Source organism: Pseudomonas sp. R84, assembly GCF_009834515.1.
In the GTDB taxonomy this organism is placed as follows: Bacteria; Pseudomonadota; Gammaproteobacteria; order Pseudomonadales; family Pseudomonadaceae; genus Aquipseudomonas.
This window is the reverse complement of sequence record NZ_CP019426.1, coordinates 5,529,739-5,543,820: the sequence shown is the minus strand read 5'-3', so window position 1 is coordinate 5,543,820 and position 14,082 is coordinate 5,529,739. Positions and strand designations below refer to the sequence as shown.

The 14,082-nt window shown below is 56.2% G+C and carries 6 protein-coding genes, 2 tRNA genes and 3 rRNA genes; 8 read left to right on the top strand and 3 right to left on the bottom strand.

From position 1 onward, the window contains the following. Window positions 1-37: 37 nt before the first annotated feature. The 8 genes from PspR84_RS24460 to PspR84_RS24425 all read left to right on the top strand — a co-directional run bounded on the left by PspR84_RS24460 (window position 38) and on the right by PspR84_RS24425 (window position 8,966). Window positions 38-1,574: ribosomal RNA gene (locus tag PspR84_RS24460) — 16S ribosomal RNA — on the top strand. Between the two features lie 81 nt (window positions 1,575-1,655). After that, window positions 1,656-1,732 (top strand) — tRNA-Ile (locus PspR84_RS24455). Between the two features lie 30 nt (window positions 1,733-1,762). Further along, window positions 1,763-1,838, top strand: a tRNA-Ala gene (locus PspR84_RS24450). 247 nt (window positions 1,839-2,085) lie between these two features. Further along, a 23S ribosomal RNA gene (locus tag PspR84_RS24445) occupies window positions 2,086-4,979 on the top strand. Window positions 4,980-5,135: 156 nt separating this feature from the next. Then, a 5S ribosomal RNA gene (gene rrf, locus PspR84_RS24440) occupies window positions 5,136-5,251 on the top strand. Together the 16S, 23S and 5S rRNA genes with 2 tRNA genes alongside form the textbook arrangement of a ribosomal RNA operon. Before the next feature lie 149 nt (window positions 5,252-5,400). Continuing rightward, window positions 5,401-6,060: a paraquat-inducible protein A gene (locus PspR84_RS24435; RefSeq protein ID WP_160059433.1), complete on the top strand. Its 660-nt coding sequence runs from the start codon at window positions 5,401-5,403 to the stop codon at window positions 6,058-6,060. Beyond that, complete coding sequence (locus tag PspR84_RS24430; protein WP_160059432.1) at window positions 6,047-6,670, top strand: paraquat-inducible protein A; 624 nt, start codon at window positions 6,047-6,049, stop codon at window positions 6,668-6,670. The genes PspR84_RS24435 and PspR84_RS24430 overlap by 14 nt, the downstream gene beginning before the upstream one ends. Beyond that, window positions 6,663-8,966, top strand: a complete 2,304-nt coding sequence (locus PspR84_RS24425; RefSeq protein WP_160059431.1) for an MlaD family protein — start codon at window positions 6,663-6,665, stop codon at window positions 8,964-8,966. The genes PspR84_RS24430 and PspR84_RS24425 overlap by 8 nt, the downstream gene beginning before the upstream one ends. A 191-nt stretch (window positions 8,967-9,157) precedes the next feature. On the opposite strand, the gene mksF is transcribed toward PspR84_RS24425, so the two are convergent. The 3 genes from mksF to mksB are packed head-to-tail and all read right to left on the bottom strand — an operon-like array spanning window position 9,158 to window position 13,963. Further along, on the bottom strand, window positions 9,158-11,998 hold the full coding sequence (mksF, locus tag PspR84_RS24420) for an Mks condensin complex protein MksF (RefSeq protein WP_160059430.1): 2,841 nt from the start codon (window positions 11,996-11,998) through the stop codon (window positions 9,158-9,160). After that, window positions 11,995-12,696: an Mks condensin complex protein MksE gene (mksE, locus tag PspR84_RS24415; protein ID WP_160059429.1), complete on the bottom strand. Its 702-nt coding sequence runs from the start codon at window positions 12,694-12,696 to the stop codon at window positions 11,995-11,997. The genes mksF and mksE overlap by 4 nt, the downstream gene beginning before the upstream one ends. Then, window positions 12,686-13,963: an Mks condensin complex protein MksB gene (gene mksB, locus PspR84_RS24410; RefSeq protein ID WP_026000484.1), complete on the bottom strand. Its 1,278-nt coding sequence runs from the start codon at window positions 13,961-13,963 to the stop codon at window positions 12,686-12,688. The genes mksE and mksB overlap by 11 nt, the downstream gene beginning before the upstream one ends. Between the last annotated feature and the right edge of the window lie 119 nt (window positions 13,964-14,082).

Sequence of the window (14,082 nt, the reverse complement as noted above, 5' to 3'; positions counted from 1 at the left end):
GCCAAGTTTAGGGTTTCTTAAAAACCCAAAGATGTTTGAACTGAAGAGTTTGATCATGGCTCAGATTGAACGCTGGCGGCAGGCCTAACACATGCAAGTCGAGCGGATGAGAGGAGCTTGCTCCTGGATTCAGCGGCGGACGGGTGAGTAATGCCTAGGAATCTGCCTGGTAGTGGGGGGCAACGTTTCGAAAGGAACGCTAATACCGCATACGTCCTACGGGAGAAAGCAGGGGACCTTCGGGCCTTGCGCTATCAGATGAGCCTAGGTCGGATTAGCTAGTTGGTGAGGTAATGGCTCACCAAGGCGACGATCCGTAACTGGTCTGAGAGGATGATCAGTCACACTGGAACTGAGACACGGTCCAGACTCCTACGGGAGGCAGCAGTGGGGAATATTGGACAATGGGCGAAAGCCTGATCCAGCCATGCCGCGTGTGTGAAGAAGGTCTTCGGATTGTAAAGCACTTTAAGTTGGGAGGAAGGGTTGTAGATTAATACTCTGCAATTTTGACGTTACCGACAGAATAAGCACCGGCTAACTCTGTGCCAGCAGCCGCGGTAATACAGAGGGTGCAAGCGTTAATCGGAATTACTGGGCGTAAAGCGCGCGTAGGTGGTTCGTTAAGTTGGATGTGAAATCCCCGGGCTCAACCTGGGAACTGCATTCAAAACTGTCGAGCTAGAGTATGGTAGAGGGTGGTGGAATTTCCTGTGTAGCGGTGAAATGCGTAGATATAGGAAGGAACACCAGTGGCGAAGGCGACCACCTGGACTGATACTGACACTGAGGTGCGAAAGCGTGGGGAGCAAACAGGATTAGATACCCTGGTAGTCCACGCCGTAAACGATGTCAACTAGCCGTTGGGAGCCTTGAGCTCTTAGTGGCGCAGCTAACGCATTAAGTTGACCGCCTGGGGAGTACGGCCGCAAGGTTAAAACTCAAATGAATTGACGGGGGCCCGCACAAGCGGTGGAGCATGTGGTTTAATTCGAAGCAACGCGAAGAACCTTACCAGGCCTTGACATCCAATGAACTTTCCAGAGATGGATTGGTGCCTTCGGGAACATTGAGACAGGTGCTGCATGGCTGTCGTCAGCTCGTGTCGTGAGATGTTGGGTTAAGTCCCGTAACGAGCGCAACCCTTGTCCTTAGTTACCAGCACGTTATGGTGGGCACTCTAAGGAGACTGCCGGTGACAAACCGGAGGAAGGTGGGGATGACGTCAAGTCATCATGGCCCTTACGGCCTGGGCTACACACGTGCTACAATGGTCGGTACAAAGGGTTGCCAAGCCGCGAGGTGGAGCTAATCCCATAAAACCGATCGTAGTCCGGATCGCAGTCTGCAACTCGACTGCGTGAAGTCGGAATCGCTAGTAATCGTGAATCAGAATGTCACGGTGAATACGTTCCCGGGCCTTGTACACACCGCCCGTCACACCATGGGAGTGGGTTGCACCAGAAGTAGCTAGTCTAACCTTCGGGAGGACGGTTACCACGGTGTGATTCATGACTGGGGTGAAGTCGTAACAAGGTAGCCGTAGGGGAACCTGCGGCTGGATCACCTCCTTAATCGACGACATCAGCTGCTCCATAAGTTCCCACACGAATTGCTTGATTCATTGAAGAAGACGAAAGAAGCAGCCCGAAATTGGGTCTGTAGCTCAGTTGGTTAGAGCGCACCCCTGATAAGGGTGAGGTCGGCAGTTCGAATCTGCCCAGACCCACCAATTTTGTGTGGGAAACGCCTGTAGAAATACGGGGCCATAGCTCAGCTGGGAGAGCGCCTGCCTTGCACGCAGGAGGTCAACGGTTCGATCCCGTTTGGCTCCACCACTACTGCTTCTAAAGTTTGAAAGCTTAGAAATGAGCATTCCATCGTTGTGATGATGAATGTTGATTTCTAGTCTTTGACTAGTTCGTTCTTTAAAAATTTGGGTATGTGATAGAAAGATAGACTGAACGTTACTTTCACTGGTAACGGATCAGGCTAAGGTAAAATTTGTGAGTTCTCTTAGTTGAGAAATTCGAATTTTCGGCGAATGTCGTCTTCACAGTATAACCAGATTGCTTGGGGTTATATGGTCAAGTGAAGAAGCGCATACGGTGGATGCCTTGGCAGTCAGAGGCGATGAAAGACGTGGTAGCCTGCGAAAAGCTTCGGGGAGTCGGCAAACAGACTTTGATCCGGAGATGTCTGAATGGGGGAACCCAGCCATCATAAGATGGTTATCTTGTACTGAATACATAGGTGCAAGAAGCGAACCAGGGGAACTGAAACATCTAAGTACCCTGAGGAAAAGAAATCAACCGAGATTCCCTTAGTAGTGGCGAGCGAACGGGGACTAGCCCTTAAGTGGCTTTGAGATTAGCGGAACGCTCTGGAAAGTGCGGCCATAGTGGGTGATAGCCCTGTACGCGAAAATCTCTTGGTCATGAAATCGAGTAGGACGGAGCACGAGAAACTTTGTCTGAATATGGGGGGACCATCCTCCAAGGCTAAATACTACTGACTGACCGATAGTGAACTAGTACCGTGAGGGAAAGGCGAAAAGAACCCCGGAGAGGGGAGTGAAATAGATCCTGAAACCGTATGCGTACAAGCAGTGGGAGCCCACTTTGTTGGGTGACTGCGTACCTTTTGTATAATGGGTCAGCGACTTATTTTCAGTGGCGAGCTTAACCGAATAGGGGAGGCGTAGCGAAAGCGAGTCTTAATAGGGCGTCTAGTCGCTGGGAATAGACCCGAAACCGGGCGATCTATCCATGGGCAGGTTGAAGGTTGGGTAACACTAACTGGAGGACCGAACCGACTACCGTTGAAAAGTTAGCGGATGACCTGTGGATCGGAGTGAAAGGCTAATCAAGCTCGGAGATAGCTGGTTCTCCTCGAAAGCTATTTAGGTAGCGCCTCATGTATCACTGTAGGGGGTAGAGCACTGTTTCGGCTAGGGGGTCATCCCGACTTACCAAACCGATGCAAACTCCGAATACCTACAAGTGCCGAGCATGGGAGACACACGGCGGGTGCTAACGTCCGTCGTGAAAAGGGAAACAACCCAGACCGTCAGCTAAGGTCCCAAAGTTATGGTTAAGTGGGAAACGATGTGGGAAGGCTTAGACAGCTAGGAGGTTGGCTTAGAAGCAGCCACCCTTTAAAGAAAGCGTAATAGCTCACTAGTCGAGTCGGCCTGCGCGGAAGATGTAACGGGGCTCAAACCATACACCGAAGCTACGGGTATCATCTTCGGATGATGCGGTAGAGGAGCGTTCTGTAAGCCTGTGAAGGTGAGTTGAGAAGCTTGCTGGAGGTATCAGAAGTGCGAATGCTGACATGAGTAACGACAATGGGTGTGAAAAACACCCACGCCGAAAGACCAAGGTTTCCTGCGCAACGTTAATCGACGCAGGGTTAGTCGGTCCCTAAGGCGAGGCTGAAAAGCGTAGTCGATGGAAAACAGGTTAATATTCCTGTACTTCTGGTTATTGCGATGGAGGGACGGAGAAGGCTAGGCCAGCTTGGCGTTGGTTGTCCAAGTTTAAGGTGGTAGGCTGAGATCTTAGGTAAATCCGGGATCTTAAGGCCGAGAGCTGATGACGAGTGTTCTTTTAGAACACGAAGTGGTTGATGCCATGCTTCCAAGAAAAGCTTCTAAGCTTCAGGTAACCAGGAACCGTACCCCAAACCGACACAGGTGGTTGGGTAGAGAATACCAAGGCGCTTGAGAGAACTCGGGTGAAGGAACTAGGCAAAATGGCACCGTAACTTCGGGAGAAGGTGCGCCGGTGAGGGTGAAGGACTTGCTCCGTAAGCTCATGCCGGTCGAAGATACCAGGCCGCTGCGACTGTTTATTAAAAACACAGCACTCTGCAAACACGAAAGTGGACGTATAGGGTGTGACGCCTGCCCGGTGCCGGAAGGTTAATTGATGGGGTTAGCTAACGCGAAGCTCTTGATCGAAGCCCCGGTAAACGGCGGCCGTAACTATAACGGTCCTAAGGTAGCGAAATTCCTTGTCGGGTAAGTTCCGACCTGCACGAATGGCGTAACGATGGCGGCGCTGTCTCCACCCGAGACTCAGTGAAATTGAAATCGCTGTGAAGATGCAGTGTATCCGCGGCTAGACGGAAAGACCCCGTGAACCTTTACTATAGCTTTGCACTGGACTTTGAATTTGCTTGTGTAGGATAGGTGGGAGGCTTTGAAGCGTGGACGCCAGTTCGCGTGGAGCCATCCTTGAAATACCACCCTGGCAACTTTGAGGTTCTAACTCAGGTCCGTTATCCGGATCGAGGACAGTGTATGGTGGGTAGTTTGACTGGGGCGGTCTCCTCCTAAAGAGTAACGGAGGAGTACGAAGGTGCGCTCAGACCGGTCGGAAATCGGTCGTAGAGTATAAAGGCAAAAGCGCGCTTGACTGCGAGACAGACACGTCGAGCAGGTACGAAAGTAGGTCTTAGTGATCCGGTGGTTCTGTATGGAAGGGCCATCGCTCAACGGATAAAAGGTACTCCGGGGATAACAGGCTGATACCGCCCAAGAGTTCATATCGACGGCGGTGTTTGGCACCTCGATGTCGGCTCATCACATCCTGGGGCTGAAGCCGGTCCCAAGGGTATGGCTGTTCGCCATTTAAAGTGGTACGCGAGCTGGGTTTAGAACGTCGTGAGACAGTTCGGTCCCTATCTGCCGTGGACGTTTGAGATTTGAGAGGGGCTGCTCCTAGTACGAGAGGACCGGAGTGGACGAACCTCTGGTGTTCCGGTTGTCACGCCAGTGGCATTGCCGGGTAGCTATGTTCGGGAAAGATAACCGCTGAAAGCATCTAAGCGGGAAACTTGCCTCAAGATGAGATCTCACTGGAACCTTGAGTTCCCTGAAGGGCCGTCGAAGACTACGACGTTGATAGGTTGGGTGTGTAAGCGCTGTGAGGCGTTGAGCTAACCAATACTAATTGCCCGTGAGGCTTGACCATATAACACCCAAGCAATTTGCGAACTCGAGAGAGACCAGATTGCGGTGTGTGAAGACGAAACGAACCGAAAGTTTGATGTTCACAAAACACCGAAAGCTGTCACATACCCAATTTGCTGAAGCGAGGCCCTCTGGTCACGACTCAGTACCCGAATTTCTTGACGACCATAGAGCGTTGGAACCACCTGATCCCATCCCGAACTCAGCAGTGAAACGATGCATCGCCGATGGTAGTGTGGGGTTTCCCCATGTGAGAGTAGGTCATCGTCAAGATTAAATTCCGAAACCCCAATTGCGAAAGCAGTTGGGGTTTTGTTTTGCCCGCAGAAAAGTTTTTTACTCGTGACAGCGAACAAATTTGCACAGTTATTTTCGAATCAGAACACTAGAATAGCCCCACCTTATTCGGAGCCAGAGCCTTTATGCCAGAGTCGGTTGACGCCCCCGGGCTGTCAGATTTACCGCTGGAAGACTTGGTGGCCTGTCACGAGTGCGATCTGCTGATGCGCAAGCCAACGCTTGCTCACGGCGAGAAAGCGCTCTGTCCTCGTTGCGGTTACGAGTTATATGCCCACCGCCATAACGTGGTGCAGCGCAGCCTTGCCTTGGTGATCGCGGCATTATTGCTGTATATCCCGGCAAACTTTTTACCCATCATGCAACTCAATATCCTCGGACAATCTTCGCAGGACACGGTCTGGAGCGGCGTACTCGGCCTGTTCAACACGGACATGCAGGGTGTGTCGATCGTGGTGTTTCTGTGCAGCATGGCCATACCGTTGCTGAAGTTGCTATGCCAGTTATTCGTTCTACTGACTATTCGTTTCGATATCGGTCGCGGCTACGGCTTGCTGCTTTATCGCATTTACCACCACCTCAAAGACTGGGGAATGCTCGAGGTTTACCTCATGGGCGTACTGGTGGCGATCGTCAAACTGGCGGACATGGCCGCCATTACCGTAGGTCTGGGCCTGGCGTGTTTCATCGGTTTGTTGTTGGTGCAGGTCTGGCTGGAAGTGGTGATGTCACCGCACCAGATATGGCAGGCGTTATCAGGAGAGGACGCTCATGCGGGCGATTGATGCGGGCATTCTGGTGTGTACCGAATGTCATGAGTTGAACAAACAGGAAGCGGACGCCGACGAGCAAACCTGCACCCGCTGCGGTGCGCTGGTTCACGCTCGCCGTCCGAACAGCCTCGTACGCACCTGGGCACTGCTGATCACCGCCGCGATTATCTATATCCCGGCCAATGTCTTGCCGATCATGACTGTCAGTTCTTTGGGCCAGGGTGATCCGAGCACTATCATGTCCGGCGTGATTCAGTTAGTGCAGCACGGCATGATCCCGATTGCAGCCGTAGTGTTCATCGCCAGTATTCTGGTACCGACCTTCAAACTGGTCGGCATCGCGCTGTTGCTTTTCTCTGTGCAAAGACGCCAGCCGCTGTCCGCTCGTCAACGCATCTGGATGTACCGCTTCATTGAGTTCATTGGCCGCTGGTCGATGCTCGATATATTTGTGATCGCCATTCTGGTGGCGGTCGTCAACTTCGGCCGGCTTGCCAGTGTCGAAGCCAATCTTGGCGCCATCGCCTTCGCCAGTGTGGTGATTCTGACGATGCTCGCCGCAGTAACTTTCGATCCCCGACTGATTTGGGATAACACGGAGTCGGACGACGACCATGATTGATTTGCCCGTAGCGAAAACCCGACCGGCTTCGAACTGGTCTGCCATTTGGGTACTGCCTCTGATCGCGCTGATCATCGGTGGCTGGCTCGGCTGGCGCGCCTATTCCGAAACCGGTATCGAAATTCAGATCCGCTTCGAGAGTGGTGAAGGCATCCAGGCCAACAAGACCGAGGTCATGTACAAAGGCATGTCGGTCGGTAAGGTCAAGGCGCTCAAGCTCGACGATGAGGGCAATTCCAAAGGCGTGATTGCCACCGTCGAGATGAATAAAGACGTTGAGCAATACCTCAAGACCAGCACGCGTTTCTGGCTGGTCAAGCCAAGCGTGACCCTGGCCGGTATCACCGGTCTGGAAACCCTGGTTTCGGGTAATTACGTCGCCATCAGTCCCGGCGAAGGTGAACCGGTGCGCAAGTTCAAGGCGCTCTCCGAGGAGCCGCCGTTGTCCGACGCCAAGCCCGGTCTGCACCTGACCATCAAGGCTGATCGTCTCGGTTCACTGAGCCGAGGCAGCCCGGTGTTCTACAAGCAGATCAAGGTTGGCCAGATCAAAAGCTACGTGCTGTCGGAAGACCAAAGTACCGTTGAGCTCAAAGTCTTCATCGAACCGACCTACGCCAAACTGGTGCGCAAACACACGCGTTTCTGGAACGCTAGCGGCATCAGCATCGACGCCAACCTGTCCGGGGTGAAAGTACGCAGCGAATCGCTGGCCAGTATCGTCGCCGGCGGCATCGCTTTCGCCACACCAGAAAACCGCAAGGACAGCCCACCGACCGATCCAAGCCTGCCGTTCCGACTCTATGAAGACTTCGATGCTGCTGCTGCCGGGATTCGCGTAAAGGTCAAACTCAGCGACTTCGAAGGCCTGCAGGCTGGCCGTACGCCGGTGATGTACAAAGGCATCCAAGTCGGCAACCTGAAAGCGCTGAAGGTCGATCCAGATCTGAACAGTGCCACTGCCGAGTTGACCCTTGATCCGCTCGCTGAAGATTATCTGGTCGACGGCACGCAGTTCTGGGTGGTCAAACCGTCGATTTCTCTGGCCGGTATCACCGGGCTGGAGGCGCTGGTGAAAGGTAACTACATCGCCGTGCGCCCGGGCGACAAGGGCGCTGCGCCGAAGCGCGAGTTCGAGGCGCGGCCGAAAGCGCCGCCGCTGGATCTGCGCTCACCGGGCTTGCACCTGGTGCTGTTCACCGATGTCCTCGGCTCGATCGATGTCGGCAGTCCAATTCTGTACAAACAGGTCAAGGTCGGTTCGGTGCAGAGCTACCAGTTCTCCAAGACCAAGAAGCAATTGGTCATTGGCGTGCACATCGATAAGGAATACGAAAACCTGGTCAACGCCTCGACGCGTTTCTGGAATGTCAGTGGCATCACGTTGACCGGCGGACTGACCGGTGGCATTCAGGTCAAGAGTGAGTCGCTGCAGACCCTGATGGCCGGTGGTATCGCCTTTGAGACACCGCAAGCCAAGGCGCCGCTGCAGAAACGTATTCCGCGTTTCCGCCTGTTCGCCAACCATGATGAGGCGAATCAGAAAGGCGCGGTGGTGACAATCAAAGTCGATCGCGCTGATGGTCTGCGCAGTGGCACCCCGGTGCGCTTCAAGGGACTGGATGTCGGCAAGATCGAAAGTGTCGATCTGACTGACGATCTGCAATCGGTCATCCTCACGGCGCGCATCACCGAAGTGCCAGAGAAGATCGCCCGGGTCGGCAGTCAGTTCTGGGTGGTCAAACCGGAGCTCGGCCTGATCAAGACAGCGAATCTGGAAACCCTGGTGACCGGTCAGTACATCGAAGTACAACCGGCGGTTAAGAACCTCGGCCCGCAGAAGAACTTCGTTGCCCTGGCCAATGCGCCGGAAGTGACCAAGCAAGAGGCGGGTCTGAGCCTGGTACTGAGCGCTGCCCGTCGTGGATCGCTGAAACCGGGTGTGCCAGTCACCTACCGCGAAATTACTGTGGGTAAGGTCACCGGTTATGAACTGGGGCAGACCGCTGATCGCGTGTTGGTGCACATTTTGATCGAGCCGAAGTATGCGCCGTTGGTGCGCAGCGGTAGCCGGTTCTGGAACACCAGCGGTGTTGGTTTTGATATCGGTCTGTTCAACGGGCTGACGGTACGCACCGAGTCGTTGGAGACGGCGATTCAGGGTGGCATCGCCTTCGCCACGCCGGATGGCGAGCGCATGGGCAACCCGGCGCGTGCGGAGCAGACGTTCCCGCTGTTCGACAAGTTTGAGGATGAGTGGCTGACATGGGCGCCGAAGATTTCCCTCGGTAAATAACCTGAAGTTGATGTGGCGTCTACAAAGACGCCTTCGCGAGCAGGCTCGCTCCCACATTTGGAATGCGTTTCAATGTGGGAGCGAGCTTGCTCGCGAAGAGGCCTCAAAGCCCAGCACAAACCCCAAGCCATAAAAAAGGGCCGCGATCCAAACTGATCGCGGCCCTTTTTTTTGCCTTCAGCTAAAGCCGATCAAACCGCATCCAGCTCCGGCTCATCCGCTTCAACATTGACCGTAGCCTTCACCACATCATGGCGACGAATGTACTTCCAGTCCGCCTCATCAATATAGATACCGGCCGGGCCGCTGCCGCCTTCCAGGTCGATCGCGACACTCGCGCAAACCTGCGGCTTCACACTCGCCAGAATCGGCACGAAGCCCAGTTGCAGACTGGTTTCCAGCAACGCGGCCTGGTTCTTCTCGTCGATGTCTGCTGCTTCATCGAGGTAGTACGGCAGACGCACGCGACCGGCCTGATCGCGATCCATCAAGTGCAGCAACAAATACATGTTGGTCAGCGCCTTGATGGTCATCGTCGTACCGTTGGACGCCGCGCCATCGATGTCGGTGTGGATCACCGGTTGGCCGTTGACCTTGGTGATCTCGAACGCCAGCTCAAACAAGTCCTTGAGACCGAGCTGGTTGTGGTTTGCCGCCACCAGCCGCGCCAAGTATTCCTTGGCCTCTTCGTTCTTGTTGTCCTGCTCGGCACTTTGGCTCAGATCGAACACCGACAGGGTTTCGCCTTCTTCGTACTGACCGGCGCTGTGGATGATCTGGTCGATGTGCTTGAGGGCTTCCTTGTTCGGCGCGAGGACGATGCGGAAGCTCTGCAGGTTGGAGACCTGACGCTTGTTGATCTCGCGGTTGAACAGCGCCAGTTGATGCTCGAGGCTGTCGTAGTCGCTACGGATATTGCGCAGGGTCCGGGCGATGTCGGTAACCGCTGCACGACGGGCCTTGCCCAACGTCAGTGCTTCATCGGTACGGTGCGCATAAGCGTTGATCAGCAGCGAGAGCCGGCGTTCCATGTCGTCTTCGCTGTCGAACTTGGCCACGCCTTTGAGGCGTACTTGCGCATACAGCGCTTCGATCTGACCGTCAGCGCGCAGCAAGCCTTGCCAGCTGTCCTGATAGTCGTTGAGCAGCGGCAGCAGGTTGTCCATTGAGTCGTCGACCGGATCCATGAACGGCGTACCGAACGGCAGATCCGCCGGCAACAGCTGACGACGGCGCAGCGCATCGTCGAGGGTGCGTTGCTTGGCTTCCATATCGGCGATCTGCCGGCCGACCAGTTGCAGCTTGGCCGACAGTTGCTGGACGCGCTCAGTGAAGGCGTCGCTGGAGCGCTTGAGTTCGTCCTGCGCGCCTTCCATCTGCGCCAGTTGCTCGAGCTTGTCGCTTTCTTCGGCGCTCAGGGTCTGCGTGCGGCGGAAATCTTCCAGCGCCTTCTGCGCGTCCAGCACTTGCTGGTACAGCGCTTCGGTCTGGGTCTTGCTCGCGGCGCGGTCGGCGGCCACGGCTTGCTGGGTCTTCAGTTGCTTGAGTTCTTTTTCCAGACGCTCTTTCTGATCGCGCAACGCTGCGCGGTCGGCCAGTGCCTGCAGCGCCGGCGGTTCGATATTGGAGATGTCGATGGACAGCCCCGGCACTTCGAAGCGCTCGCCCTTGAAGCCATCGAGAATCAGCTCAACCGATTTCACCCACTCGCCGTTGTCGTCGAGGGTGATGCCGTGTTCGCCCAACGGCAGGCTGAACAGCGCGCTGTTGAACAGGCGCATCAGACGCTCGACGTCCTGTTGCGAGAATTCTTCACGCAGGCGGGCGTAGCTGTTGTTGTCGGCGTGATCGAGTTGCAGTTTCACCGACTTCAGGCGTTTTTCCAGATCGCGCAGACGCTCTTCGAGATCTTCTGCACTGAACTGACGCGATTGCGCCAAGGCACCGGCCAGTTCGTCGTGGGCGTCTTTGGCCGCGAGCAATTGTTGCTCGAGCACTTTGACGTCATCGACCAGTGCGAAGCGATTCTTCAACACCGACAGCTCGCCGAGCCAGCGCTGAATGCCGGAAATTTCCCGCTCCAGACGCATCAGTTCCTGGGTGCCGCCGCGTTGATCGTTTTGCAGGCTGTCCTGCTCACCACGGTAATGGTCGGCCTGGATGGTCAGTTCTTCTTTGCGCGCACTGGCGTAGTCCGACCAGGTGCCGAGCAACGAGTCGAGCAGCGGCGACAGGCGATGCAGTTTGCCGCGCAGCACGTCGCGCTGTTTTACACCGTTGGCCAAGGCTTCAACCAATGGGCCGGCAGCGACCAGCGAGTTGTAGTCCTGTTCCATCCGGCGCACATCGCGGAAAGCTTCTTCGCACGCGGCGATGTAATCGACGCTGCCGGAACGCAGGCTGTGCTCGAAGGCGTCGAGGAACAACTGCTTCAACTTGGCCGCGGTGATTTCGCGCATGTGCAGCAGGTTGATGAACAGCGCGCGGAAGGTCTTCAGGCTCTGCTCGCTGGTGGAGCGCAGCGGAATCAACGTCAGATCCAAAGGAATCGAGGTGTGACCGCCTACCAGCAAACGACGCAGTTCGTCCGGCTTGAGTTCGTAGGCTTTCAGGCCTTCTTTCTCAAGGTTGCTGAACAGCTCTTTCTGGCGCAGGCAGGTGTCGTTCTTCTGGTAATGCGCCAGATCGAGCTTGCCGGCATAGGCAAAGAACTGGTGACCGAAACCACCGCCCGGGCCGCGCCCGACCACCCCGATCACGTGTGGGCCGTGGGGCAGGCTCACTTCGACAAGGATGTAACTGGTGTCGGAAGCGAAGTAAAAACGCCGCGATTGTTCGAGGCTGTACTTGCCGAAACTCATGTCCGACATGCGCGCCAGAATCGGGAACTGCAAGGCGTTGATCGACGCCGATTTACCGAGGTTGTTCGCACCGTAAACCGACAGCGGTTCTTCCAGCGGGAACAGGCCGAGGCTGTAACCGGCGGTGTTCAATAGGGCAAAGCGGCGGATGCCGTAGCGTTCCTGGCTCATGCGTCGGACTCCTGTTCTTCGGCAATGGCGCGGGCCAGTGCGTCTTCTTCGCTCTCTTCATCAAATTCCGTGAGATCGAGCGGATCGTCGGTTTCGAGGAATTTGGCTTCCGCCGCTTCGTCGATCAGCACCGGTGCCGGCAACGGCAATACGCTGTGCACGCTGGCCGCGAGATCGCGGTCCTGCTGCACCGAAAGGCACACGTCGAGGAACCGGTGCATCGGCGGCAGGAAGCGGTACACGCCGTTTTCTTCGCTGGCAAAACCGAGTTGAGTCATGCGGCGCATGATCTTTTCTTCGAGTTCTTCGACGGTCTGCACTTCGGCCTGAATAAACAGGTCGCGGTATTTCTCCAGCAGCGACGGCAACTCTTCGCGGCCGAGGCTGCCGCCATCGAGCACGGCGATCGGATCGCGGCCCTGATCGGCGAGGTGCTCGACGAGGATGAAGGTGAACAGCGCCAGACGCTGGGCGGTCTTGTTCACCGCCGCAGCGGCCATGTCCGGCACAAAGTAGTAGAAACCACGGGTATCGCAGACCAGTTCAAAGCCCAGTGCCTTGAACAGCGTGCGGTATTGATCCTGGAAGTTCGACAGTTGTGTGTACAGCTCCGGGTCGCGGCGGCTGACGTGGTAACCCTTGAACAGCTCGCGGAAGATCGGTGCGAGTTGCGACAGTTCGGAAAGATCAAGATGCATTGGGGATGCTCGCAGAATTCTCGGCGGCGCTGTCGCTGGCCGAGAGCAGGGCGAAGGAGCGCAGGCTGACCTGGTGCTCGTGAGTGTGGTATTCGCGGCGTTCCAGACGCTCGCGCTTGAAGCGTTTTTCCCGCGACAGGCGCGAGAACCAGTAGAGCAATTCGTCAGTGGCGCCGTCCGGTTCCTGCTCCAGCAGCCAGGTCATCAGATCCGGCATCGGCAGGGCTTCTTCGCAGCGGTCGACCATCTCGCGCACGGTGCGGGGGGCGCGTGGGGCTTCGCCTTTCTGGGTCTTGTGCGCTTTCGGGAAGCGCGCCGGTTTCGGCTCGAACCGCGCCAAGGCGTACACGTAGGCTTCGACCTGACTCGCACTGCCAAGGAAAGTACTTTGCGGGCGGGTGAACAGCGGCATCGCCGCTTGCGGAACGGCGTCGATGCCTTTACGACGAATCGCGGCCAATGCGAGTGCGGCACCACGGGTCACGGCGTTGTGCCGACGCGCTTCTTCACGCAGCGGCAGCAGCAGTTCGCGGGCATGACGCAAAGTCAGCTGGGCACTGGTCTGCATTTCGAGGATGCGCGCGTGGGTGCGCAGCAGCATGTCGTCGTCGACCAGATGACCGAGGCGCTGCTGTTCGCTGAGCATCTTCAGCAACACGGTTTCGACCTTGCGCACGCCTTGTTCGAAGGCGCCGTCGGCGTTCACCAGATCGATCATCGGTTCGACGTATTCGTCCCACGTCGCCAGTACTTCGGCGTAACGCTGACGCAGCGGAATCTGCCGGTCGCTGGTCTTCGCCCGTTCGGCCACGGCGACGAGGGCCTGTTCGTCGTTGTCGAGCTTCTTCAGCACGTCGCGCACGCGCATGTCGAGCAGGCGCAACTGGCGGGCAAGGTCGTGGCCATCGCGGACTTCGAACGCGTCCTGGATGTAACCGGCCAGACGCTCGAGGTGGCGCAGATAGGCTTCGATTTCCAGGCACAGGCCCAAGCGGTGTTCACGCCGCAAGTAGGCGAGGAAGTCGTGAATCTGCGCGTTCAGCTCGAAACGGTTCGGGCTTTTTGCCACCGGAATCAGAATATCGAGGCGAATCCACACGTCGAGCAGGCTGGTAATGTCCTGTGGCGTGCTGTCCAGTTGTTGGGCGGCGAGTTGCGTGCGCAGTTCGTTGAGGCTCAATGTGCCTTGGTCGAAGTGCTCACACAGTGGCTCAAGCAGTGCCCAGTGTTCAGCGAGGGCGCGCAAGACGCGCTTGGGTTCGATCATCGGAATGCCCGGCTGGTTGGCAATGAAAAGCGGCGATTGTACTGCATCACGAAGGATGCGATTCACTCTCGGGACGGGCTGTCGAATTTTCTAAGGGACAGAGCTTAGGTAAAGGCTAT